General features: G+C 47.6%; 23 protein-coding genes. 4 read left to right on the top strand and 19 right to left on the bottom strand.

Going from position 1 to position 26,071, the window contains the following annotated elements:
- Positions 1-64 precede the first annotated feature (64 nt).
- On the top strand, positions 65-649 hold the full coding sequence (gene plsY / locus C792_RS0108385; RefSeq protein ID WP_017549024.1) for a glycerol-3-phosphate 1-O-acyltransferase PlsY: 585 nt from the start codon (positions 65-67) through the stop codon (positions 647-649).
- 17 nt (positions 650-666) lie between these two features.
- Positions 667-948, top strand: a complete 282-nt coding sequence (locus tag C792_RS0108390) for a HesB/YadR/YfhF family protein (protein ID WP_017549025.1) — start codon at positions 667-669, stop codon at positions 946-948.
- Between the two features lie 60 nt (positions 949-1,008).
- Here the strand turns inward: C792_RS0108390 and acnA are convergent, their stop codons facing one another.
- Entirely contained in the window at positions 1,009-3,711 is a 2,703-nt protein-coding gene (gene acnA / locus C792_RS0108395) for an aconitate hydratase AcnA (RefSeq protein ID WP_017549026.1), read from the bottom strand.
- A gap of 174 nt (positions 3,712-3,885) precedes the next feature.
- The gene (locus C792_RS0108400) at positions 3,886-4,248 is read right to left on the bottom strand and encodes a hypothetical protein (RefSeq protein WP_017549027.1); all 363 of its coding nucleotides are present in this window, start codon (positions 4,246-4,248) and stop codon (positions 3,886-3,888) included.
- 212 nt (positions 4,249-4,460) lie between these two features.
- On the opposite strand from C792_RS0108400, the gene mscL reads away from it, so the two are divergent.
- Positions 4,461-4,835, top strand: a complete 375-nt coding sequence (gene mscL, locus C792_RS0108405; RefSeq protein WP_017549028.1) for a large conductance mechanosensitive channel protein MscL — start codon at positions 4,461-4,463, stop codon at positions 4,833-4,835.
- Positions 4,836-4,880: 45 nt separating this feature from the next.
- Here the strand turns inward: mscL and C792_RS0108410 are convergent, their stop codons facing one another.
- From C792_RS0108410 to C792_RS0108490, 17 genes are all read right to left on the bottom strand, one after another.
- Positions 4,881-6,290 carry a YfcC family protein gene (locus tag C792_RS0108410; protein WP_017549029.1) on the bottom strand — a complete coding sequence of 470 codons (1,410 nt, stop codon included), beginning with the start codon at positions 6,288-6,290 and terminating at the stop codon, positions 4,881-4,883.
- Positions 6,291-6,424: 134 nt separating this feature from the next.
- The gene (locus C792_RS0108415; RefSeq protein ID WP_017549030.1) at positions 6,425-7,696 is read right to left on the bottom strand and encodes a bifunctional folylpolyglutamate synthase/dihydrofolate synthase; all 1,272 of its coding nucleotides are present in this window, start codon (positions 7,694-7,696) and stop codon (positions 6,425-6,427) included.
- 3 nt (positions 7,697-7,699) lie between these two features.
- Positions 7,700-10,327 (bottom strand): valine--tRNA ligase, encoded by a 2,628-nt coding sequence (locus C792_RS0108420; protein WP_017549031.1) that lies wholly within the window; start codon positions 10,325-10,327, stop codon positions 7,700-7,702.
- 290 nt (positions 10,328-10,617) lie between these two features.
- The gene (locus C792_RS0108425; protein WP_017549032.1) at positions 10,618-11,691 is read right to left on the bottom strand and encodes an AbrB family transcriptional regulator; all 1,074 of its coding nucleotides are present in this window, start codon (positions 11,689-11,691) and stop codon (positions 10,618-10,620) included.
- An 88-nt stretch (positions 11,692-11,779) separates the two neighbouring features.
- A complete protein-coding gene (locus C792_RS0108430; RefSeq protein WP_017549033.1) occupies positions 11,780-12,319 on the bottom strand; it encodes a c-type cytochrome in 540 nt (179 codons plus the stop codon).
- A gap of 73 nt (positions 12,320-12,392) precedes the next feature.
- Positions 12,393-13,679, bottom strand: a complete 1,287-nt coding sequence (gene hemL, locus C792_RS0108435; RefSeq protein WP_017549034.1) for a glutamate-1-semialdehyde 2,1-aminomutase — start codon at positions 13,677-13,679, stop codon at positions 12,393-12,395.
- Between the two features lies 1 nt (position 13,680).
- Positions 13,681-14,661: a porphobilinogen synthase gene (hemB, locus tag C792_RS0108440; RefSeq protein ID WP_017549035.1), complete on the bottom strand. Its 981-nt coding sequence runs from the start codon at positions 14,659-14,661 to the stop codon at positions 13,681-13,683.
- Entirely contained in the window at positions 14,651-15,364 is a 714-nt protein-coding gene (locus C792_RS0108445; RefSeq protein ID WP_040608788.1) for a uroporphyrinogen-III synthase, read from the bottom strand. The genes hemB and C792_RS0108445 overlap by 11 nt, the downstream gene beginning before the upstream one ends.
- Positions 15,351-16,274, bottom strand: coding sequence for a hydroxymethylbilane synthase (hemC, locus tag C792_RS0108450; RefSeq protein ID WP_017549037.1), 924 nt, complete (start codon positions 16,272-16,274; stop codon positions 15,351-15,353). The genes C792_RS0108445 and hemC overlap by 14 nt, the downstream gene beginning before the upstream one ends.
- 14 nt (positions 16,275-16,288) lie before the next feature.
- Positions 16,289-17,113, bottom strand: coding sequence for a cytochrome c biogenesis protein CcsA (gene ccsA, locus C792_RS0108455; RefSeq protein WP_017549038.1), 825 nt, complete (start codon positions 17,111-17,113; stop codon positions 16,289-16,291).
- 15 nt (positions 17,114-17,128) lie between these two features.
- The gene (gene hemA / locus C792_RS0108460; RefSeq protein WP_017549039.1) at positions 17,129-18,478 is read right to left on the bottom strand and encodes a glutamyl-tRNA reductase; all 1,350 of its coding nucleotides are present in this window, start codon (positions 18,476-18,478) and stop codon (positions 17,129-17,131) included.
- Positions 18,479-18,615: 137 nt separating this feature from the next.
- Entirely contained in the window at positions 18,616-19,203 is a 588-nt protein-coding gene (yihA, locus tag C792_RS0108465; RefSeq protein WP_017549040.1) for a ribosome biogenesis GTP-binding protein YihA/YsxC, read from the bottom strand.
- Positions 19,204-19,269: 66 nt separating this feature from the next.
- A complete protein-coding gene (clpX, locus tag C792_RS0108470) occupies positions 19,270-20,529 on the bottom strand; it encodes an ATP-dependent Clp protease ATP-binding subunit ClpX (RefSeq protein WP_017549041.1) in 1,260 nt (419 codons plus the stop codon).
- 143 nt (positions 20,530-20,672) lie between these two features.
- Complete coding sequence (tig, locus tag C792_RS0108475) at positions 20,673-21,959, bottom strand: trigger factor (protein ID WP_017549042.1); 1,287 nt, start codon at positions 21,957-21,959, stop codon at positions 20,673-20,675.
- 84 nt (positions 21,960-22,043) lie between these two features.
- On the bottom strand, positions 22,044-22,991 hold the full coding sequence (locus C792_RS0108480; RefSeq protein WP_017549043.1) for a hypothetical protein: 948 nt from the start codon (positions 22,989-22,991) through the stop codon (positions 22,044-22,046).
- Positions 22,981-23,601 (bottom strand): hypothetical protein, encoded by a 621-nt coding sequence (locus tag C792_RS0108485; protein WP_017549044.1) that lies wholly within the window; start codon positions 23,599-23,601, stop codon positions 22,981-22,983. The genes C792_RS0108480 and C792_RS0108485 overlap by 11 nt, the downstream gene beginning before the upstream one ends.
- Positions 23,602-23,685: 84 nt before the next feature.
- Positions 23,686-24,666, bottom strand: coding sequence for an acyltransferase family protein (locus tag C792_RS0108490; protein WP_017549045.1), 981 nt, complete (start codon positions 24,664-24,666; stop codon positions 23,686-23,688).
- A gap of 269 nt (positions 24,667-24,935) precedes the next feature.
- On the opposite strand from C792_RS0108490, the gene C792_RS0108495 reads away from it, so the two are divergent.
- A complete protein-coding gene (locus tag C792_RS0108495) occupies positions 24,936-25,592 on the top strand; it encodes a potassium channel family protein (protein ID WP_017549046.1) in 657 nt (218 codons plus the stop codon).
- Positions 25,593-26,071: the final 479 nt, after the last annotated feature.

Raw genomic sequence — 26,071 nt, forward strand, 5'->3', positions numbered from 1 at the left:
GTGTTAGGTGCAGATAGTTTTTTATGGTAAACTGTTAGTACCTGATGATAAAGGGGTTTTTAATTTGGAAATACTCATTTCACTGTTGGTGTTCGGTTACCTGATCGGAGCAGTACCTTTCAGCCTTCTCATCGGGAAATGGTTCTACAAGATCGACCTGAGGGAACATGGGAGCGGGAACATCGGAACTACCAATACATTCCGTGTACTCGGTAAGAAAGCGGGAATCCTCGTACTCATAATGGATATGATGAAAGGGGCAATCCCTGTCTGGACGGCAATGCTCATAGACACCGACTTCCACGTATTCCTGCCGGGACTGGCTGCTGCACTCGGCCATGTGTATTCGATATTTTTGAAATTCAGGGGCGGCAAGGCTGTTGCCACGAGCGCAGGTGCTGTGCTCGCATATAATCCATTGATGTTTGCTATATTACTGAGCGTCTTTCTACTTACTTTAAAAACCAGCAAATATGTGTCTTTGTCCAGCATAGTCAGCGCCGTCCTGTTCTTCATCCTTTCCCTTGTTTTCCGCGACCCTCTGCTTATCGGATTATCTTTTGTCATTGCCGTAGTTATAGTTGTTAGACATATATCCAACATTAAACGTATAATGGACGGCACAGAGTCAAAGATTACATTCATGTAGCGAAAGGATTGATCAGCATGCTTAAAGTCACTGACAATGCAGTTAATTGGATGAAAGAAGAACTCGACCCCGAAAACGGCCAAGGCGTAAATATCTATGTAAGATATGGTGGAGAAACCCAGCTCAAGCAAGGCTTTTCCCCTGCCCTTACAGTCGACACCATCCCTGACGACAGTAAGGTCTTCGAATACGACGGTATAGACATTTTCATAAAAGAAAGCGATCTTTGGTACTTCGAAGATTCAGAGCTTACAGTTGATGTTAACGATCAGGAAGAAATAGAATTTTCAGATAATTGAAAAATGATTAAAATGAACAGCCCATCTCACATTGAGATGGGCTGTTTTCATGAAGCCTTCTTATTTGAGTTTGTTTCTGAGAACAAGCTGCAGAATTCCACCGTGGCGGTAGTAATCCACTTCAACTTCAGAATCAAAGCGCGCTTTGACTTTGAATTCTTTTTTCTCACCTTTGTCATTCGTTGCTGCAACATCGAGAAGGTCTCCCGGTTTCACTGACTCGTCAACCTGTATGTCAAATGTTTCGCTGCCATCGAGACCAAGTGAATCCGCATTTTCGCCATCAACAAACTGCAACGGCAGCACACCCATCATTACAAGGTTTGAACGGTGGATACGTTCATAGCTTGCCGCAATGACTGCTTTGACACCAAGCAGGTTCGTACCTTTGGCAGCCCAGTCACGGCTGGAGCCCATGCCGTAATCGTCTCCTGCTACGACGACGAGACCTGTACCGTCCTGCTGATACTTCATCGCTGCATCATAGATACTCATCACTTCACCTGTCGGCCAGTAAGTTGTGAATCCACCTTCTGTACCCGGTGCAATCTTGTTGCGGATACGGATGTTTGCAAAAGTACCACGCATCATCACTTCATGATTTCCGCGGCGGGAACCGTATGAGTTGAAGTCCCTAGGAGATACACCCTGTTCGATCAGCCATTTTCCTGCCGGTGTATCCTTGCCGATCGCACCTGCCGGTGAAATGTGGTCTGTTGTCACAGAGTCCCCGAATTTACCGAGTACACGCAGACCGTTAAGCGACTCTACTGTACCTGCTTCTGTCGACAGATCCTGGAAGAATGTCGGATTCTGGATGTAAGTGGATTTCGGATCGAAATCGTAGAGCGGTGCATCGGTTGTTTCAATATTGTTCCAGATTTCATTGGAATCAAATACGCTTTCGTATTCTTTCCTGAACAATTCAGGTGTCACTGTACTCATGACTGCATCCCTGACTGCTTTTGTGGAAGGCCAGATATCCTGCATGAATATATCATTGCCTTCTTTGTCCTGGCCGATCGGTTCAGATTTAAGGTCAATGTCCACAGTTCCTGCCAGTGCGTAAGCAACCACAAGCGGCGGTGAAGCCAGATAGTTCGCTTTGACAAGCGGATGGATCCTTCCTTCGAAGTTACGGTTACCGGAAAGTACAGAAGACACTAGCAGATCATTGTCCACGATTGTTTCTGTGATTTCGGGCTTGAGCGGACCGGAGTTGCCGATACACGTTGTACAGCCGTACCCGACAAGGTTGAAGCCGAGCTTATCAAGATATTCCTGCAGGCCTGAGTCTTCAAGGTACCCTGTAACGACTTTGGAACCCGGAGCCAGTGAAGTTTTGACATAAGCAGGCACTTCAAGTCCTTTTTCAACCGCATTCTTGGCAAGCAGACCTGCACCAAGCATTACGTACGGGTTGGATGTATTCGTACAGGAAGTGATGGCAGCAATCACCAGATCACCTGTGCTGATTTCAGCAGTCCCACCATCTTTGAAGTTGACTGTACCTTTTTTGTCGAATTCAGATTCGTCCATGCCGTGGCCATGGTTACCGCTTTCGGCTGTAACGGATTTTCTGTACTCATCCTTCATCTCTGACAGCGGGATGAGGTCCTGAGGACGCTTCGGTCCTGCGAGTGAAGGTTCCACCGTTGAGAGATCAAGATCCACTACATCAGTGTAAACTGCTTCCTCTTCCGGATTGAAGAACATGCCATTCTCTTTCAGATACTGTTCCACAACAGCAAGATGCTCTTCGGAACGGCCTGTCAGACGCATATAGTCGATCGTTTCAGAATCGACCGGGAAGAAACCGCAGGTTGCGCCGTATTCCGGTGCCATGTTTGCGATTGTCGCGCGGTCGGCGAGTGGAAGTTCAGTGACCCCCTGGCCGAAGAATTCAACGAATTTGCCGACCACCCCTTTTTGACGGAGCAACTCAGTGACACGAAGCGCGAGGTCGGTCGCTGTTGCGCCCTCAGGCAGTGCATTGGTCATCTTCACACCGATGACTTCTGGCACCGGGAAATATGAAGGCTGACCGAGCATTCCCGCTTCAGCTTCAATTCCGCCGACACCCCAGCCAAGTACGCCGAGGCCGTTGATCATAGTAGTATGGGAATCCGTACCTACCAAAGTATCCGGATAAGTCACGAGGCCACTCTCTTCCTCTCTGACATGCACAACATTAGCAAGATACTCGAGGTTGACCTGGTGCACGATACCTGTTGCAGGCGGTACAGCTTTGTAGTTGTCAAACGCTTTAGTCGCCCAGTTCAGGAATTCATAACGTTCCTGGTTTCTTTCGAACTCAAATTCCATGTTCTTCTGGAGTGCATCATGCGTACCGTACTCATCAACCTGAACAGAGTGGTCGATGACGAGATCGACAGGCACTTCCGGGTTGATCTTCTGAACGTCGCCGCCGACATCATCCATCGCTTTCCTGAGTGATGCAAGATCGACAACTGCGGGAACACCTGTGAAATCCTGAAGAATAACACGTGATGGTTTGAACGGCACTTCGTTGCCTTCATTGTTCCCCTTATCCCACTGTGCCAAAGATTCGATGTGTTCATTTTTGATTACTTTGCCATCATACTGTCTGAGCACCGATTCAAGCAGCACTCTGATTGAGTATGGCAGTTTGGAAGTTTCCGAAAAACCTTTTTCAGTAAGGGTTTTCAAACTGTAGTATTTGTAATCCTTACCGCCAACACTAAATGAACGCTTTGCAGCTTCATTTAAATTCTGACTCATAGTTAATAGCCCCCTATCAATATTTCAGTCATGCGACTGCTCATATCAATTGTATAACTTAAATTTATGGATGTAAACGAAACTCAACTTGAAAAAGACGTAATTACGATACAAAAAAATGACCTATAGTAATAAGCACTGCTTATGGCCATAGGTCGGAGACATAACTATATATTAATTGTTCTTTCTGTTCCCTTCCCTCTCCCGTTCCTCTTCGTATTCTTTCATCATCTTCTCATAACGGGTTCCTTCATAATCCGGTTCAATGAGCAGGTTCAACGCTTTCTGTTCGTCGGAAATATCCTTGTAGGTCGCTATCATTACGAATATCAGTATGATGGAGAACGGAAATGCCGATGCGATTATGGATATGATCAGTCCCATCGGCATGTTATTGAACATTTCGAACATGATTTCCTCGGTGGCAAGGTCTCCGAAGCCACCAAACGTTTTTTCTGCTTCAATTGCACCGACACCGAATACACTGAACCAGAAAAAATGGGGACTGCGGGGCCCATGTTGTATATGTTGGTGCAAAATTATCCTCCTAAAACACTTCCCCATACTACCACAGCCTTAACCGGCTATCAATTTGCATTTTATGACACTAGCTCTCTCCGGCCGCAGCATTTCATAAAGAAAATAAATACAAATTGTGATTTTTCATTTGTATCTACAAGTGATAAGTGGCATATTATTATTTGCGCAGCCTTAACAAATGTGCAATCTCAAATGAAGGAGGATTGGTTATGTGGAAAGAATTCAAAGAATTCATTGCCCAGGGGAATGTACTTGATCTGGCAGTGGCAGTAGTACTTGGTGCTGCATTCGGGAAGATTATCACTTCACTCGTTGAAAACATCATCATGCCTGCCATCGCTCTTATTTTCGGTGACACGGATTTCGCTTCAAACTGGTCTTATATGGGTATTACTTACGGTGTGTTCATCCAGTCCATCATCGACTTCCTCATTATCGCGGCAGCAATCTTCCTGTTCGTCAAACTTGTCAACAAAGCATCCAGGAACAAGTTTGTTGAAGAGGAATCAGAGGAGGAGCAGGTACTGCTTCTCAGGGAGATCAGGGACGCATTGCAGGACAAGAATGATAAACCTGAACTTTAACCCAGAAAGGGGGACGGCGGTCTGATCCGCCGTCCCCCTCTTTGATCATGTTATATTCAGGATTGTCGCAACCACCAGGGCAAGTGCGGCTATGCCCAGCCATGTCAGTGTTATTTTCCATACGAATTTCACCCATTTGATATACGGAATACCTGACACGGCAAGAACTCCCATCAATGATGCCGATGTCGGAATGATTGTGTTGGTGATCGCATCACCGTATTGGTATGCGAGCACCGCAATCTGTCTTGGAATCTCCTGAAGATCGGCAATCGGTGTCATAATCGGCATTGTAGTCACCGCCTGTCCGGAACCGGATGGGATAAAGAAGTTGATGATGACCTGTATGACAAGCATGCCGAGCACGGATATTGACTTCGGCAGATAATCCAGTACACCGCTCATGCTGTTGATGATCGTGTCGATGATGACTCCTGATTCGAGCACTACAAGTATCGCCCTCGCAAAACCGACGATTATTGCACCGTAAACGACAAGTTTCATCCCTTCTATGAAGGCATCAAAAATATCATTAACTTTCATGCCGCCGACAAATCCGGCAATGATGCCTACAAGGAAAAAGTTTGCTGAAAGTTCGGTAAGGAACCAGCCGTGCTGGAAAATCCCGTAAACATTGATCACAATCCCCAAAAAGAAAGTGAGCAATATAAAAATATGACGCTTTTTCAATTCGTTGAAGTTCATCACATCTTCTGTAAAATTCACCTGACCGGATTCCGACTCATCAAATATGATGCTGGATTCAGGATCGTTCTTCACTCTTCTGGCATAGTGCATGACATACCAGATACCACTGCCCAGCACGAGAAGATAAATGACAGCCCTGAATTCCCAACCTGAGAAAATTGTGAGTTCTGCAATCTCCTGGGCAATGCCGACAGTAAATGGATTGAGCATCCCCCCGATGAAACCGGAAGCCGCCCCGAGAGTGACCATGGCGGTACCGACAAGAGCATCATATCCGAGAGCGGTGGCAAGTACAATTCCGATTGGCACGAATATGATTGCCTCCTCCGACATGCCTGTGGTAAAACCAAGAACCGAGAATGCGAACATGATTACGGGAATCATCAGCTTCTCATTCCCCCGGACCGTCACCATGATCTTCTGTATCGCCGCTTCTATAGCGCCTGTTGCCCGGATGACCCCAAACGCACCCCCTACAAGGAATATGTAGAAGATTATCTCACCGCCATCAACCAGGCCGGCGGGAATCGATTTGAAAAGGTCAAAGAATGAAACCGGGCTCTGTTCTACCGTGCTGTAACTGTCCGGCACCACTTCAGTCCTTTCGTTGACTTCCACTCTTTCAAACTCTCCGGCGGGTATTACATAGCTAAGTGCTGCCGAAATGATGACTACAGCAAGCAGAATGGCATAAGTATGCGGAAACCTGGGTCCCTTTTTGATATTCTCCGTCTCTTCTTTCAACATAAAATCCCCCTGTTAAATGATAACTCCATTATACATATAGCAAGGTTAAATGTCAGAATAATTTAATAAATAAAGGGAATAAAAGCACAGCTATTGAAAACCCCGGTAAATCCTTTGGATGTACCGGGGTAAGTCTACTTGTTGTTAAAATACTTTTTCACTTCACTGATGAAGTACAGGCTCCCTGTAACAAGGAGCATATCCCCGTCGAATTCTTCCATGAAGCGTTTGTAGTCACTCACTCCATGTTTATCGGGATGATTCACCGTCTCGTATATCTCTTTTATTGAGAGTGCCTTTGGAAAATCGAAATGGGTCACATTAAACTCATCAGCGATGACTGAAAGCATATCCACCATGCTGGCAAGCGGTTTGCCCTCTATCGCCGAGAACAACACAGATATTTTTCTATCATTGTAGTTTTTCCTGATGGTATCGACCAATGCTTCCACCGCTTCATTATTGTGTGCACCATCCAGGACGATCAGCGGCTCGTCCTGGATTTTTTCGATCCGTCCGGGCCATGTCATCGCTTCAATCCCGTGGATCAACTTATTGAAGTCGAGCATGGCTTTATCATTGTCGTGCAGTTCAAGAAGCGCGGCAATTGCAAGTGCCGCATTCTCTTCCTGGTGCCTGCCTGCCATCTTCAGCTGTATATCCGGAAAATCATACTGTCCGTACTGGAACTGGAATTCACCCTCTTCGGCATCCCGCACCAGGATGATGTCCCTGCCGAGTTCGATTCCTCTGGCATGGTTATCGTCGAGCACTTTGTGTATATAATCCCGTGCACTGTCATCTTTAACGCTGAATACGAGCGGAATACCCGGTTTGATGACGCCGCTTTTATCCTTGGCAATATCGAGCAGCGTATCGCCGAGGATATTGGTGTGGTCGAGACCGATGCTTGTCAGTACTGTCATGATCGGTTCGAATACATTTGTCGAATCGTTTTGGGCACCGAGACCCGCTTCAACGATGACGAAATCGACGGATCTGAGCCTTCCGAAATAGACGAACATCATCATCGTGATTATTTCAAACTCGGTTGCTGTACCGAGATCCGTCTCCCTCTCCATATCTTCACTGACCGGCCGGACAATTTCAACGAGACGCACGATATCATCATCGCTGATGGCCTGCCCGTCAACAGAAATGCGTTCATTGAATGTTTCTATATATGGCGAAGTGAATGTACCTACGCTGTAGTCATTATGATTCAGCGCATGTCTCATATACGAGACGGTGGAACCTTTGCCGTTCGTTCCGACAACATGGATCCCGTTGATATTCTTCTCCGGATTCCCTATTCTCCCGAGCATCCATTCCATTCTTCTGACACCCGGTTTTATCCCGAATTTGATACGTTCATGAATCCAGTCGAGACCATCTTTGTAATTCATGTTCTAACCCTTTCTTTTAAGGCTGTCCAGACGTCCTTTCACTTCATTGTACTGGGACTGGTAGCCGAGCTTTTTCTCTTTCTCCTTATCCACGACAGCTTGCGGGGCGTTGCTCACGAACTTTTCATTGCCGAGCTTGCCGTCTACACGCTTGAGCTCTCCTGCAAGACGCTCAAGCTCCTGCTCAAGCCGTGCAGCCTCCTCTTTCATATCAATAAGACCGGCAAGGGGCAGTATGACCGTCGCACCTTTGACCACATCTGTTTTTGCATCATCATCCACCTGGATGCTTTCCGCAACCTCAAGTGTCTGCGGATTACAGAACCTGTCGATATAGCTGCGGTTCGTCTCGACAGCTGCCCGCCTTTCTTGATCCTTCACTTCGATCTGGATATCGATCGGTCTGGACAGCGGGGAGTTCACCGCACTTCTCGTCTGCCTCACCGATTTGATGATGTCGACAAGCAGCGCCATACCTTCCTTGGATTCCGGATATTTATGGTTTTCATCCGACACCGGCCATTCGCTGACAACGATGGAACGGTTGCTGTCGACCGTCTGATAGATCTCTTCGGTAACGAACGGCATGAACGGATGGAGCATCTTCAGAATGCTGTCGAGTGTGTGAAGCAGCACCGACCGTGTCATCGCCTTCTCTTCGTCCGTACCTTCGGTCATGGGCACTTTCGCCATCTCGATGTACCAGTCACAGAATTCATCCCAGATGAAGTTATAGAGGAGGCGCCCCACTTCGCCGAACTCGTATTTCTCTGACAGCCTCGTCACGTCCTCGATGGTTTCATTCAGGCGGGTGAGGATCCATTCGTCGGCAAGCGTCTTTTCGCCTTCAAGATTGATATCAGCCATGCCGAAATTTTCACCGATGTTCATCAGACTGAATCTTGATGCATTCCATATCTTGTTGATGAAATTCCATACCGACTCCACTTTGGCATCAGAATATTTCAGATCATGCCCCGGTGTTGACCCTGTAGCCAGGAAGTACCTCATTGCATCTGCCCCGAACTGGTCGATGACATCCATCGGATCGACGCCGTTGCCAAGTGATTTTGACATCTTACGGTTCTGTTCATCACGTACAAGCCCGTGGAGCAGCACATCATCAAATGGGTTTTCCCCGGTGTGCTCAAGGGAGGAGAAGATCATTCTCGCCACCCAGAAGAAGATGATGTCATAGCCGGTCACAAGGACATTCGTCGGGAAGAACTTCCGGAAATCCTCCGTTTCCTCCGGCCACCCCATCGTTGAAAACGGCCACAGGGCACTTGAGAACCATGTATCCAGCACATCCTCATCCTGCTCCCAGTTCTCTTCATCCGCCGGCGGTTCCATTCCCACGTGGATTTCTCCCGATTCCTTGTGGTACCAGGCGGGAATCTGATGTCCCCACCATAGCTGCCTTGAGATGCACCAGTCGCGGATATCTTCCATCCATCTGCGGAAAGTGGCATCAAAACGCTCTGGTACGAAGTCGATTGGATTTTTAGAATCCTGGTTGTCCAGACTTTTTCTGGCCAAGCTGTCCATGCTCACGAACCATTGTGTGGACAGGTATGGTTCGACGACCGCGTCACTTCTCTCGGAGTGTCCGACAGAATGGACATGCGGCTCTATTTCAATCATCAGCCCCTCATCTTCAAGATCTCTTACCAGCGCTTTCCTGCACTCGAACCGATCCATCCCGTCATACTTACCGGCAAGCCCGTTCATGGAACCGTCCGGATGCATTACATTGATGCGCTCGAGATTATGGCGTTCACCGATGACGAAATCGTTCGGATCGTGGGCCGGTGTCACTTTCATCACGCCTGTGCCGAATTCCTTGTCCACATATGCATCGGCGATGATTGGAAGTTTCCTGCCGACAATCGGCAGTATTGCATTTTTACCGATGATATCCTTATAACGCGCATCTTCAGGATGCACAACTATGGCTGTATCCCCGAGCATCGTTTCCGGACGTGTCGTGGCAATCTCCACATGACCACCGTTTTCGAGCGGATATTTCACATGATAGAAATTGCCATCGACTTCTTTATGGATCACTTCGATGTCACTGAGGGCCGTCTCTGTTACCGGGTCCCAGTTGATGATATATTCCCCGCGGTAAATCAGACCTTTATTGTACATATCGACAAAGACTTTGCGGACCGCCTTTGACAGGCCTTCATCCATGGTGAAGCGTTCCTTGTCATAATCCAGACCCAGGCCGAGCTTCTCCCATTGGCTCCTGATGAAATTTGCATATTCCTCTTTCCAGTTCCATGCATGCTCCAGGAAACTTTCCCGCCCGATTTGATGCCGGCTGATGCCCTGCTCACGGAGCCGGGCATCCACTTTTGCCTGAGTTGCAATACCCGCATGGTCCATACCGGGAAGATAGAGTACTTCGTAGCCCTGCATCCGCTTCATGCGTGTGATGATATCCTGGAGCGTAGTGTCCCAGGCATGGCCGAGATGCAGCCTGCCGGTCACATTCGGCGGCGGAATGACGATGGAATACGGTTCTTTGTCCGACGTCGCATCAGACTTGAAATAGCCTGCCTCCACCCATCTTTGATACTTGCCTTCCTCGACTTTTGCCGGATTGTATTTCGTAGGCATATCCATAATTATCTCTCCTTAATTTTTGCATAATAAAAACCCCCGTCCAGAAATAGGACGGGAGCTCCGCGGTACCACCTAAATTCAGCATTGCTCATGCTGCACTTGAGATGATTAACGCTCATCAGACGTCCCGTCCTACTGCATTTTCAGACGGAATCAACATGCAGACTACATCCGCGGTGTGCTTCGGTATGCTTTCAGCCCGCGCATACTCTCTTAAACCCGCACTTCCGTGACCTTCTGCCGTGATGTTTATAGATTTAATCTTATAGTATTCCAACCAGCAGGAACTGTCAAGTTTCTTTCCCGTCCTGACTGCGCCGCCTGCGGTTCCTGGACAGGATGATGTTGATCACCGGTGCAACTATCAGCAGGATGAAGAAAATCCTGAATATGTGATAGCTTGAGATCATTGCGATGTTCGCCCCCATCTCCACTGCAACTATGATGATCTGGCCGATGCCGCCGGGCGCTGCGCTCAGGAACAGATTATTGAAGTTATGCTCCGTAAACAAGATGAAGAGGATGACAATCAGGAATGTGCCCAGTATAAGGAGTACGTTCTGGACAAGCATTGACACGACCATGCGTCTGTTCAGTCTGCTGACCAGTGAAGAGATCTGGATGCCGACACGGATTCCGAACAGCACCTGTGCAAGGTACATGAATTCCACATTGAGGGCAAATGTATGGTCGGTGGCTAAGTTCCACACCAGCACGCCGATCATCGGGGCAATCATCACAGGGACCGGAAACTTCAAAAGTTTGAGGACGAACGTAAGCACCACTGCTCCGGCGGCCAGCATGAGCATTTCAGGCACAAGCACAGAGGTAAGGTTTGGTTCAATGTCGTCCGGTATGCCGGGAACACCGTCTGAAAAAATACTGGCAATGAAGGGCACCAGAATGACAACGAGGACAATGCGGGACATCTGTGTGAGAGTGACCAGAAGCAGGTCGGCGCGTTTTTCCTCCTCCGCCATCAGAATCATCTGTGAGAGTGCTCCGGGTGTAGTTGCAAGAACCGCCGTTTCATATGTACAACCTGTCATTTTAGTGAAAAACCTGGCCAGTATCAGGCTCAGGATGACGACCATCAAGGTAAGCAGTACGATATTTAACACATCATCCTGCATATCGATGATTGTCTCCTTGGTGAAGGTGGAGCCGATTTCGATACCGATGATGAAGATGCCGATGTCACCCATCCACTTCTTAAATCCTGTATCCCGTCTGGTCAGCCGCTGGAAGATTACTGTTGCGATCATCGCCCCGAAGAGCCACGGCAGGATCATGCCGGCTGTCTGTAATATCCATGAAAGAGTTGTTGCCGCAATAAACAGGAACAGCAGCCTCAAGTATTTCATTATGTGAAACCTCCCCTTTGTACCATCTGTATGCCTTTGCCGCAAACAACAAAAACTTCCACATCGAATGCGGAAGTTTTCGAATCAGTTATTGGCCTGCCATGAATTCATAGAGTGCAGTCAGGTCTTCATCAGCAATCTGATCCTGGCTGAATGACGGCATTGATCCCCGGCCGTTTCTGACAACATCAGTGAATTCACCTTCCTCGAGGCTTGTGCCTGCAAGCGCAGGTCCCATGCCGCCGGAGAAGTCCTCACCATGACAGGATGCACAGTTGTCGCGGGCAAACCCTTCAGCATCGAAGTCGCCTGTGGATGCCTCTTCGCCACCGCCTTCTCCGCCGCTTTCCTCTTCGCCACCGCCGGATGATTCTTCGGAAGACTCCTCTTCCTCTCCTCCACCGGTAAGCGCAACACCGCCGTTACCTGTGGCGAGGTGTATTACAAGAGGAATAAGTAACAACAGGATGATGATCGGAGTGATCCAAACAAGCGGGTTTCTCTTGTCATCCTCTTTGTGTTCAATCATTTCTCTGTTTTGGCCGTCGACGAACGTTTTGTCTTCGTCTCTCTGCCCTTTCATGAATTTGTCTTTATCGGACACATGCTTGTCCTTATCATTTGCCATGTACACAACCTCCATTTATGTGTTTAACTCAATTATACACTTTATTTATTTTCCGTAAACGGTATAAATTGCGTTATTCTGCTTTAATTTTGTCCAGGGCATTACTGAATGCCGTCAGTGTTTTACTTATATCCTCTTCGGTATGTTTCGTTGAAAGGAACATGCCTTCAAACTGGGACGGCGGCAGGTATACGCCCTCTTCAAGCAGGCTGCGGTACATTTGGGCAAACAGGTCGAGGTCGCTGGTATTCGCCGAATCAAAGTCTGTAACCGGTCCTTCAGTGAGGAAGAAACCGATCATCGAACCGGCGCGGTTGACAGTAATCGGATAGCCTTTTTCACTGAATATTTCCTTCAGACCATTCTCAAGCATATCGCCGAGACGGTTGAAATATTCATAGCTCTCCGGCGTGAGCTGCTTCAGTGTTTCAAGGCCCGCCGTCATGGCAAGCGGGTTCCCTGAAAGCGTCCCCGCCTGGTAGATGTCGCCGGTCGGTGCAATGTGCTCCATGATATCGCGCCGGCCACCGTAGGCGCCGACCGGCAGTCCGCCGCCGATGACTTTTCCGAGGCATGTGAGGTCGGGAGTGATACCGTAATGCCCCTGTGCGCAGTTATACCCCACCCTGAAGCCTGTCATGACTTCATCAAAAATCAGGAGAGTTCCGTTCTCCTCTGTAATCCTGCGGACGAAATCAAGATAGCCTTCCACAGGGGGGACGACTCCCATATTGCCGGCAACCGGCTCCATGATTACTGCTGCGATGTCTTCGCCGAATTGATCGAACGCTTCCTTCAGGCTCTCTTCATCATTGTATGGCACCGTGATCGTGTTGGCGGCCGTACCTTCCGGCACTCCCGGAGAATCCGGAAGCCCGAGAGTCGCCACCCCGCTGCCCGCTTTTATGAGCAGCGAGTCACTGTGCCCATGGTAGCAGCCTTCGAATTTGAGGATTTTGCTCCGCCCTGTGAATCCTCTTGCAAGCCTTAGGGCCGCAAGTGTTGCTTCTGTACCTGATGACACCATGCGTATCATTTCCACAGAAGGCACACGGTCGATGACCAATTCCGCCAGCTCGTTTTCAAGTGATGTCGGTGCGCCGAAGCTGGTGCCTTTTTGGGCCGCTTCAGAAACAGCATCCACCACTCTGTCGTCGCTGTGGCCGAGGATGAGCGGACCGAAACTGAGCACATAGTCGATATATTCATTGCCGTCGACATCATATGTCCGGGCATCTTTGGCATGATCGATGAATACAGGATCCATCCCTACTGAATTGAACGCCCTGACAGGACTGTTCACACCGCCCGGCATGAGTTCCGTCGCTTTCTTATAGAGTGCCTTTGAATTTTCGTACATGTTATTCCGTCCCTTCATCAATCATTCTGCAAAGATCTTTTGCGAAATAGGTGATAATCATATCCGCACCGGCACGTTTCATGGATACCATCTGCTCCATGATCACTTCCTCGTCAAGCAGCCCCATATCAATGGCGGTACGTGTCATTGAGTATTCTCCGCTTACATTATACGCCACTACCGGTACGTTTGAGCTGTTCCTGACATCACGGATGATATCAAGATATGACAATGCAGGTTTTACAATCATCATATCGCATCCCTCTTCAAGGTCACTTTCAAGCTCACGCTGTGCTTCAAGACGGTTTGCCGGATCCATCTGGTACGTCCTCCTGTCACCGAATGACGGTGTGGAGTCGGCGGCATCCCTGAAGGGGCCGTAGAACTTCGAGGCATATTTGATACCGTAGCTCATAATCGGAATATGGCTGAAGCCGTTGTCATCGAGGCCTTTTCTGATTTCACTGACAAACCCGTCCATCATGTTGCTCGGAGCAATGATATCCGCCCCGGCCCCTGCCTGTGACACTGCTGTCTGGACGAGCAGCGGCAGGGTACTGTCATTATCCACATCTTGGGTTTCACTGTCGATCAGACCACAGTGTCCATGATCTGTATATTCACAGAGGCATGTATCCAGTATCACAAGGATTTCAGGATGGAGCCTTTTGCTGATCCTGCATGCTTCCTGCACGACACCATGGTCATGGTATGCACCTGTACCTTCGGGATCCTTTTCATTCGGAATGCCGAAGAAAATGACGGACTTTATCCCCAGGCGGCTGACTTCCTCCAGTTCTTTTTCAAGCAGGTTCAGCGATACCTGGAATACACCTTTCATCGACGGCACTTCTTTTCTGACATCATCCGCTTCCACTACGAATATCGGATAGATGAAATCTTCTTTTGTCACTCTGGTCTCCCTGACCATATCTCGCATGAACGCCGTCCTTCTCATACGGCGATGTCTGTCAAAATTCATCGTTACACCTCTGATTAACTCTTTTTTCAAGCATGTTGAACATATCCTGCAGTGTCTCTTTTTCCGGCTGGATACTGTCGATCCCCCGTTTTTTTAATGCATCATGCGTCACATGGCCGATTGCTGCCACTGTCACATTTTCAAGTCTGCCCTTGTCTAATCTGCCGGTAAAGGCTTCTACACCCGACGGACTTGAGAAAGTGACTGCATAAGCTCCTTCGTAAAGCAGTCTTTCAATCTTTGCAAGTGACTCTCCATCCGGGACTGGGTGATAAAGCGGGATACGCGTGACCTCCGCACCGGCATCACTCAGGTACTCATACATGAGCGGCCGTGCGTTGGCACTCACGGGATAAAGGATCCGTTCACCTTTATTTACAGCAAACTCCTCCATGAATTTTTCCTGGCTATAGCCGCTCGGTTCAAAATCGACATGCATACCATGCTCCTCCATGGCCTCACTCGTCCTTTTGCCGATACTGGCCAGCCTGTTGAACTTGACCCTGCCAAGGAACGGGGCAAAATGTTCCACCGAATTCGGGCTGGTCAGAACCAGCCAGTCGTATTCCCCATCCAGCATGCCTTCGTTGAAGGGCAGGAGCTCGGTCCTGATCACCGGTGCATGCTCAATGGTAAAATCACCGGAACCTGCACTTCCCATTCTGCTCTGCGTAACAATTACAACCGGTTTAGAGTGATTCATTGATCCTGTCAATGATGTCCTTGGCCCCGATACGTTCCATCTCATCCGCTACAAGGTTGCCAAGCGTTTCCGGATTTTCATGGGATTTTCTGACAAGATACTGCTCACTGCCATCTTCAGGCATGATGAGGCCCGTCAGGTACAGCTCACCATCTTCATATTTTGCATGCCCGCCAATGGGCACCTGGCAGCTGCCGTCCATGCGCTTCAGAAATGCCCTCTCGGCATTTGTACAGGCTGCATCTTCCTCGGAATGGACCTTCTGCAGCATTTCAATGAGGTCCCTGTCATCCGAGCGGCACTCTATGCCGAGCGCGCCCTGGGCGATTGCAGGGATGAAAGTTTCAGGATCCAGATATTCAGTCACGATATCATCGGACCATCCCATACGCTTCAGTCCGGCCGCAGCAAGGATGATTGCGTCATATTCACCAGATTCCATCTTTTTGATGCGGGTGTCGATGTTTCCGCGCACCCATTTGACTTCGATGTCATCCCTCATTGCCAGCAGCTGGGCACCGCGGCGGAGACTGCTCGTTCCTACCACGCTGCCGGCCGGCAGATTTTTGAACGCCACCTTGTCGTTGGAAAGAAAGGCATCGCGCATATCTTCACGCTGCGGCACACATGCGATGGTAAACCCTTCTGACAGGGTGCTCGGCACATCTTTCAGACTGTGAATCGCCATGTCGATTTCCTTGTTTTCAAGCGCCTGTTCGATTTCTTTGACGAACAGGCCTTTGCCGCCGACTTTTGACAGCTGCACATCCACGATGCGGTCACCTTTGGTGACAATTTCCTTTATTTCGATGTCTATGTCAGGGTAATGTTCCTTCAGACTGTCTATGAACTGCTTTGACTGTGTCAATGCCAGGCCGCTCCGTCTTGATCCTACGATAAATTTCCGCATTCGGTATTTCTCCTTTAATAACCCCAGAAATGGAACTGGGAGAGTTGTGTGATGAAAATATAGTTAAGCATACAAATGAAGAAGATGATGACATTCAATTTAGCAAAGCGCAAAATATTGTGTTCCGTTTTCAGATGGAACAGCAGTGCGGCATACAGCAGCAGCACAATACATGTACCGAGGACTTTGATATCGGTGAATATCCCCGCGCCCATTATATTGATGCCCCACATTGCTCCGAGCAGGATGCTGATCGCCATGCTGCACACACCGAAAAGCAGCGTACGCACCATCATCTTTTCTGCCGTCCCCACGCTGAATAATGAAAAGAAAAGTCTGTTGAAACGCTTCTTTTTCAGATTATCATACTGGATGATATAAATCACGGCATGCAGGGCAGAGACGAAGAACAGAACATATGCAAGCAGGGCAAGCCCGACATGGATGACAAGAAGTTCATTCATCAAAGTGGAAACTTCGGTCGTCTTCGAGTATTGGACCGGTGCAAAGGTATGGACAGCGAACAGTATGAAAGCGGTCAATACATATATGAACAATGCAATTTCCGAATCACTCCTCCTGTAGTGGAGGAGACCGGTCATTATTATAAGTATGGACAGCGCATAGAGACCCTCAAATGTAGTCTGGACCGGAATACGGCCAATGCTTACACTGATGCCGATGAACCCTGCGATCTGCAGTCCTGCCGCAGCAATTGCAACATAAAACGAAACCTTCCTGGCCTGGCGATTTCTGAAGAACAGATCGTAGCTCAGCGCAGAAAGGCTTATAAAGTATAGTAATAGAATAAATTCATGGATGCGGAACATAAAGTCCATATGTTACCCACCTGTCTAATCGAGTGCGAGCTCCTGTTTTCTGGCGCGGAGCCTTTCCTGATTTTTGGCTTTATCCTGCTGTCTGATCTCATTCACTTCGTCTTCGATGCCGAACAGCTGCTGGATTTCATCCAGTTTTACATCCGCTTTTCTGCTGCCTGCAATCTCTTTCGTATAGATGATGGGATCTTTGAGCATCTGGTTTATGATACTTTTCATGTGTTTGGAGACGATCGTCCGCTCACGATCGGTCATCTCCGGCATTTTTCTTTCCACACTCTGGAAGGTATCTTCATGTATATTGAGCGCCTTGGATCTGAGCGCCTGGATGACCGGTACAACACCCAGCATGCTCACCCACTCTTCGAAGCTGTCCATGCTCTCTGCAATCATCGCTTCAATTTTGAGTGCCTCTTCCTTGCGGGTGGAAAGATTGGCATCCACGAGTCCCTGAAGATCGTCCACATTATACATATAGACATCATCCAGGCTGCTTACACCGGGCGCGATGTCACGTGGCAGGGCAATGTCCATCAGCACGAGCGGCTCCCTCATCTTCCTGTCAGCCAGAGCGTTCCTGACCATATCTTCAGTAATGACATGGTTTCTCGCCGCTGTACTTGAAATGACAATGTCGGCATCCGCAAGCTGCGCTTCCAGGGTATCGAATCGTGCACTCTCACCGCCAAAATGCTGTGCCAGCGCCTGTGCTTTGTCCTCTGAACGGTTGATGACCGTCAATTTATTGATACCGTTTGATGTCAGGTTGAGCAGGGATTGCTCCGCCATTTCACCCGCGCCGATCACCAGGACTTTGCTGTCGCTTATATTAGAGAAGATCTTCTTGGCCAATTCAACCGCCGAATATGAAATTGATATTGCATTTTTTGAAATATCCGTTTCACTGTGTCCGCGTTTTGCAACTGTAATCGCCTCTTTGAAGAGCTTGTTGAAGACTGTTCCTGTCGTATGTTCCTGTTGTGCAGTAAAGAAAGCCTCCCTGATCTGGCCAAGAATCTGCGTTTCTCCCAGCACCATGGACTCAAGACCTGCAGTCACACGATACAAATGATGGATGGCTTCGTCCGCCACCTTCACATCCGTGATGCTCTTCACTTTTTCAAACTCAAGACCGAACCAATCCGAGATGAATTTCTGGGAATAATATTTGCCAGTATGCACCTGGTCACTGACCACATACAATTCAGTACGGTTGCATGTAGAAAGCAGTACAGCCTCAAGTATGCTTTTTTGTTCTCTTAATCTGTGGAGTGCCGGAATGACTTCCTCATCTTCAAAAGCCACCAATTCTCTTTCTTCGACACTCGCTTTTCTGTAATTCAGACTTAACGCAATAACGTGCATCCGAATTGCCCCCCAATTCATATTGCACCTTCACGAGGTACTTATAACATATATCATTTTAACAGAATGTGAACATATTATCCATGCCGCCACGCTTATTTATACTGATTATAAATAAGAATTTTTTGTGAACATCTTCATATGTGGTCGGCAATCGTCTGGATGACGAGCGGCAGGTTCCTCTTATCCGTTGATGAGAACGGTATTATTGTGTCCCCCTCCTCAAATTCTATGCCCTCTTTGATTATTTTCAGATGCTTCTGCACTTTGCTTTTTGGAACTTTGTCCATCTTAGTACACACGACAATTACCGGTATTTCATAATATTTGAGGAAATCATACATCAGAATGTCGTCTTCGGTCGGTTTATGCCTCATGTCTATAAGCTGGATGACTGCTTTTAAAGCGTGCCTTTCCGTAATATATGCCTCTATCATCGCGCCCCATTTCTCACGCGCCTTCTTTGATTCCTTTGCATACCCGTAACCGGGTACGTCCACAAACACGAACTTCGCGTCCATATCATAGAAGTTGAGCGTCTGGGTCTTTCCCGGCTTCGAAGAAGTTCTGGCGATATTCTTCCTTCCCGCCACTGCATTGATGAAAGACGACTTCCCAACATTCGATCTTCCACTGAGTGCTATTTCAGACAGCCCGGTTTCGGGATACTGGTCAGGGCCTACTGCGGATATGAGAATATCCACACTTCCCGGATTTATTTTCATATTTCCACTCCTTTCAGCAAAAAGAGCTGTCCGGTTAAAGACAGCTCAGGTGAATTTATCATTCTCTTATGCGCTTTTACGTTCCGGATCCAGCAGTTCACCGTTTTCATCATAGAGCAACGGTTGCGCTTCATCCTGAATGGTTTCCCTCGTAATCTTGACTTTACGGATCTCTTCATTTGAAGGGATGTTGAACATGATGTCAACCATGCGCTCTTCGATTATCGAACGGAGACCGCGTGCCCCCGTCCTTCTTTCGATGGCGAGCTCACTGATTGCATTGAGTGCATCCTCATCAAACTCAAGTTCGACGTCATCGATCTCAAGCATTTTCTTATACTGTTTGACAAGCGCATTTTTAGGCTCCGTCAAAATGGAGTTGAGTGCTTCGACATCAAGCTCCTCAAGATAGCTGATGATTGGTACACGGCCGATAAATTCAGGAATCAGACCGTAGCTCTGGAGATCGTCCGGACGCACGCGGCTCATGATTGCATCTTTATCGTCGAATTTCTCGCTGGATGCACCGCCGAAGCCGATGACCTTCTCACCGATCCTTCTCTTGATTATTTCATCCATGCCGTCAAATGCACCGCCTATGATGAACAGGATATTTGTCGTATCTATCTGTATTGACTCCTGGTTCGGATGCTTTCTTCCTCCCTGCGGAGGCACGCTGGCTGTCGTACCTTCAAGGATCTTGAGCAGTGCCTGCTGAACGCCTTCACCCGATACATCCCTCGTAATTGAAGTGTTTTCGCTCTTTCTGGCAATCTTGTCGATTTCATCGACATAGATGATTCCCTGTTCTGCACGTTCAACATCAAAGTCTGCAGCCTGGATCAGTCTCAGGAGGATGTTTTCAACATCGTCACCGACATACCCCGCTTCAGTCAGGCTCGTCGCATCCGCAATTGCAAACGGCACGTTGAGTGTCCTTGCGAGTGTTTGTGCAAGGAGCGTCTTACCACTGCCGGTGGGACCGATGAGGGCAATATTACTTTTTGAAATTTCAACACCGTCCTCATTGTTCTGGTTGATGCGTTTATAATGGTTGTAGACCGCTACACTCAATGCGCGTTTCGCCTTTTCCTGGCCGATGACATAGTCATTCAGGGATTCGAGAATCTCCTGCGGCTTAGGAATATCAGTGATCACTTCAGTCTTCTCTGATTTGAGCTCCTCTTCGATGATTTCGTGGCACAGTTCGATACATTCGTTACAAATATAAACACCGCTGCCTGCTATCAGCTTCTTAACCTGTTCCTGGTCCTTCCCACAGAAAGAACAAGTCAGGTTAGTGTCGTCTTCATTAAATTTAAACATTTTCAACACCTCTTTTTTCATTCCTGTAAAATATACTAGATATAGGCGGCAAAATCAAATAACTGGTTTCAGACTTCTCAAAATGAGTAGAAAAGCTCTGCAACAACTGTTACAGAGCTTCGTTCTATTTTGGCTATAATCTGTTATTCAGCTTTTTTCCTGTTGTCTACAAGCACATCGATCGCCTTTTGAACTTTGAGATCTTCATTCAGCATGGAGAGGTCTCCGAGTGTTGATTTGATATCTTCAACTTTGATACCGAACTGCTCACTCATTTTTTCGAGCTCTGCATCCACATCAGCCTCAGCCACTTCGATATTTTCATCGACAGCAATCTGCTTCAGTACGAGGTTTGTACGTACGCGTTTTTCAGCATCGTCTTTCATCTGATCACGCAGTGCATCCTCATCCTGTCCGGAGAGCTGCTGGTACATTTCCATGTTAATTCCCTGCTGTGACAGACGCTGCTCAAATTCCTGGAGCATTCTGTCAGTTTCAGTTTTGATCATTGCTTCCGGGACGTCGATTTCAGCGTTGTCAGAAGCCTGTTCAATCAATTGTTCTTTCATTGAAACGTCAGCCTGGTTCTCTTTTGCTTCCTTAAGGTCTTTTTCAAGTTTTTCTTTAAGCGCATCCACCGACTCGACATCCTGGTCGAGTTCTTTGAGAAGGTCTTCATCAAGTTCAGGCGTTTCCTTCACTTTGATAGAGTTTATCTTCACCTTGAAGACCGCTTCTTTGCCTGCAAGCTCTTCAGCATGGTACTCTTCAGGGAAAGTGACTTCAACGTCTTTCTCTTCGCCGTTTTCAAGACCGATGACCTGCTCTTCAAATCCGGGGATGAAACTTCCGGAACCGATTTCGAGGTCATAGCCTTCAGCTTTTCCGCCTTCGAACTGCTCGCCGCCGACATACCCGTCGAAATCCAGATTGACGATATCCCCTTCCTCAACCTTGCCTTCGTCTTTGACAACCATTTCCGCATGGGATTCGAGCATGCTGTCGATTTCTTTCTGAACGTCCTCTTCAGTCACTTCAGTATCAGTTTCTTCGGCCTCGAGACCTTTGTACTCTCCGAGTTCAACTTCAGGTTCAACAGTTACTTTGGCAGTGAAAACAAGGTCTTTGCCTTTTTCCATCTCTTCGATATCCACATCCGGCTGATCAACCGGATTGATGCCCGCCTCTTCGACAGCTTCTGTGTAAGCTTTGGGAAGAAGGATATCGAGTGCATCCTGGTAGAGTGATTCTACACCGAAACGCTTCTCGAACATCTGACGCGGTACTTTACCTTTTCTGAATCCGGGTACAGATACCTCTTTGGATACTTTTTTAAATGCTTCATCCAGGGCGGAGTCCACTTCCGTCGCCGGAACTGTTACTGTCAGTACTCCTTCGTTACCCTCTTGTTTTTCCCACTTTTGAGCCATAGTCTAATTCCTCCGTTAGTACGTAATTTCAATTAACCAATATAGTATAACACATCGATTTTCCATATCCAACAATGGATTTGATCAGCGCCTTGCCGCAATCGACTCTTCCATCGAACGTATCCAGCGGAGCGCATTTTCATCTGCATCGGATTTCCTCTCATATTCAAGGTTTAACATTTCATGCAGAATCAGTAAATAACTGTCTATAAGACTATCCGGATTTACATCCGGTGTCAACGGATAACAATGGATGATATGGGACATCACCATCGCCCTCGCCGATTCATGGAATTCGGGCATGCGTTCCTCCACCCCTTCCAGAACTCCCTGGAGGACCACCTCAGACAGTTCCGTCTCCTCGAGCAACTCGAGCTCCGACGGCTTCCGCCTCACCTTCTTACCGAACTTTTCAAATTCCACCGGGGTACTGTCGCCTGCTTCCCTCAGATAAAGGAGCATGAAAGTGATGAGCTGATAGTCTTCCGCTTCGGGCAGCAATCTCCGGACAAGGCCGGTGTATCTTGCGTTCTGTTCATCCGTCCATTTTGCCAGCACCTCGAGTTTCTCGTACTGCATCATCCCCCGGAAATCATCCGGCGTCACTTCAGGTTCCTGAGGCTCCGGGCGGTTTTCATCCAACGCCTTCTTGGCACGATGTCTGAGAGCTGCGACTTCGATGCGGAAGCCCTGCGGAATACTCTCTTCCATGAGATGGTCGGAAAACTCGATCACTTCAAAATATCTGCCCAGTTCAATGAGCGCGCTCAGCAGATAATACATATGGGTTTCGTAGTCACCTGCACCTTCATTCATCGCGAGCAGCGCATCATCGACGATGAAATCTGCACCATCGGTTCTGAGCCGTGCTTCATAGTATTTTTCAATCAGTTCAAGTTCCGGAGCAGTATGATCCCTGTACTGGGTGTACCTCCCGATGTAGGTGGAATATTCCCCCTCATCATAAAGCTGCTTCATGTCGCGTTCCGCTTTCTTCAGGAAGCGCCTGTGTGAGCTGACCTTATCCGGCATAAGCATCCCTGATGATCAGTTCACTCCAGGATTCATACGGGGACATGCCTTCCAGGCTCCCGTCTTCCGCCCAGATCAGTTCCAATGTGTCCTCCTCTTTGGATGATACAGTTGCAGGATCTACTTTCACGCTCAGGACCAGTCCGATGTGCACCCGTCCCACTTCATTGTCATCGTCGTTTATAAGACCCATGATTTCCATATTCTTTACCGAATCGGCAGAGAGCCCGACTTCTTCTTCCAGCTCCCTGGCCGCATTGACGGAAAGTTTCGAATCGATGTCCGCCACTTCCGGCACATCGTTCATATGGCCGCCGACGCCGATTGACAGAAGGCCGTGCAGGCGCTCCTCTCCGCCGCCACCGAGCCTTTTGTATACGAGAGTCGCCCCATCCTGCTCCGACTTTATCAGCACGTAGCTGATCAGCTGCTTATATGAAGGATCCTCCTCCATATCCCCGCGCCTTTTCACTTCAAAACCGCCGAAAGTGGAGACGATTTCCTTATACCTCGGGTCCTCTTTCCCGATAAAGCCATTGAAGGCATTTTTTTCATCATTGAATATGACAGATCTCGGTACAACCAGGATCTGTTCGTCAAATTTGCTCATTAAAATTCTCCTCCCAAGGTTAGCTGCATCATAACAATCTTATATAAGGCAGACTGTTTTGTAAAATAAAAATCATCAGCCTCATCATGTGTTTTTCAGGCTGTGCCGGACTTTGTTCTCCAGTTCGAAGAACAGGATGCCGAAGCCGAAACTGAGCACTGCACTGATGATTACATACATATACAGCGGCAGTCCGGCGAACAGATCCGGTATGAACCAGAAATAGACCATCTGTGTCAGGAAGACATGGTAAGAAGCGCGGCCGGCAAGGATCATGAGCCGGGAGAACGGATTAGTCCCATTGATACTGTACGCCTTCAGGCAGACGATCGTGAACAGCAGCGTATAGAAGAACGCCGGCGCATGCTGGCTAAGCCATACCGGCTCCATGATCAGTTCAAGGTCATAATAATTCACACCTGTAATGTAGATGACACTGAGCCCGGCCAACAGAATGAGCCACTTATAACTGATTCTGTGGTAATTGAACGAAAGCCACACCCCGAGCGTGAGAGCGAATATGTATCTCACAACGATGATCCGGTACAGATCCCTTGATACATCCAGCCACAGACAGACAAATTCAAGCATGAGACTTACAATGAGCAGGACGAAAGCCATGACATTCAGATTCTTTCTCATGATCATGTATATGAGGGGCAGCAGCAGCGTCGCCTGGATGATGATCGGCACAAAATAGCTGCCCGGCCCAAACCCCCCGGTAATGAACGAAACAGGCAGTTCACGGGGATTGAGTCCGCCTTTGAATATAAAGTACAGTACCACCTGACCGAGCCACACTGCCGCGAACGGATATATCAGCCTTTCGACCTTGCCATAGATGAAAGACGGACTATAAAATTCAGCAAGCGTTTCAAAATTCCTCTTCCTGTAGGAATTTGCAGTGTTGAAACCTGCCAGCAGCAAAAATACCGGAACCGCCTGCCATATATGGTAAGGCGAGTATGTTGCGTAGAGAAGATCCCTCGGAACACAGTGGATGAATATGACAGCGAACATGGCCATGGCCTTCAGGGCATCGATATTATAATTTCGCTCCTTCATTTACAGCCTCCTCCACAGATTTTAAATATTATCATAATCCAAATGGGGGACAGCTACAACTGAAAACAAAGTCGCTCGAAAACAGCGATGGGCTCCATCCTTACCAGCATCCTGATTGAGGTGGCCCTTCTTTTATCTGAACTGCGGGTTCAGCAATCCCCCGCTTGATTCAAAATATGAGATACCTTTCTGCTATTTACAATACCGGTTCACAGCGTTAAGATACCGTGGAGTATTAAAAACAAAGAACAGGAGCTTGGGGGATAAGTATGAAAAAATCATTCGCAGTATTTGGGCTGGGACGCTTCGGCGGCACGATGGTCAAGGAGCTGCACGATATGCATATAGATGTAATTGCTGTGGACAAAGATGAAGACAGAGTAAATGAGTTTGAAGGCTGTGCAACATATGCCCACTGTGCTAATGCGATTGACGAGGCGTTTCTTAAACAAATTGGTGTTCGAAATATTGACCATGCCTTTGTCTCATTCGGCAATGATTTGGAAGGCAGTATACTCACCTCTTTGATTTTGAAAGAGCTGGGCGTGCCAAAAGTCTGGGCAAAAGCCAAGAATGACGATCACGCTACTGTTTTAAATAAAATTGGCGTTGACAGGGTCATCCACCCAGAAAGGGATGTGGCCAAAAAAATCACAAAACATATTACCTCAGATAAAATGATCGATGTCATTGAACTGTCAGACAAATACAGTATGGTTGAAATTGAGGCGACTAAAAAAATTGGGGATAAGACACTGGCGGAATTGAATATCCTTTCAAAATATGGGTGTACCATCATAGGCATACAGAGAAATACTGAATTTATAATTTCACCACCCATTGATCAAACAGTTTCCGTCGGAGACATTCTTATAATGGTCGGCAGCAATAAAGACATTAAAAGGTTTGAAAAACACGCGGTGTAAAAAACGGGCTCTGCATTAAAAAGCTGGAGAAGTTGAGGTGACTTTATGCCAGTTTGGAATATAAAAATATATAAACTTGAAAATAGAGACAACTTGGTAGTTTTAAAAGCAACACAAGGACTTGGTAGACAGACCTTTGGAGAATATGAAATATATAACTGAATAAGCGTTAGCAAGCCACCTGCTTAAATTAGTGAGTGGCTTTTCGTTTATCTAAACTGTGAATTCAGTAACGCCTCACTCAACTCAAACGCAGTAATCTTTCCAACCATCTGGCCAGACACAACATTGATGTCTGCGTAATAATTATCCATCAGACCATCTTTCATTATACAGTACGATGATAAAAGTGAAGGCCTAAGAAAAGGTATGACTTCATTTACACATAATTATTGACGGTCCCCTTTACATATTAGAACCTCTGTTGTAATTAGCAAATATTCATCATTTATTTATATAAAGTTACTTATCAATAGTTA

It is taken from the genome of Salinicoccus carnicancri Crm (genome assembly GCF_000330705.1).
Taxonomy (GTDB): domain Bacteria; phylum Bacillota; class Bacilli; order Staphylococcales; family Salinicoccaceae; genus Salinicoccus; species Salinicoccus carnicancri.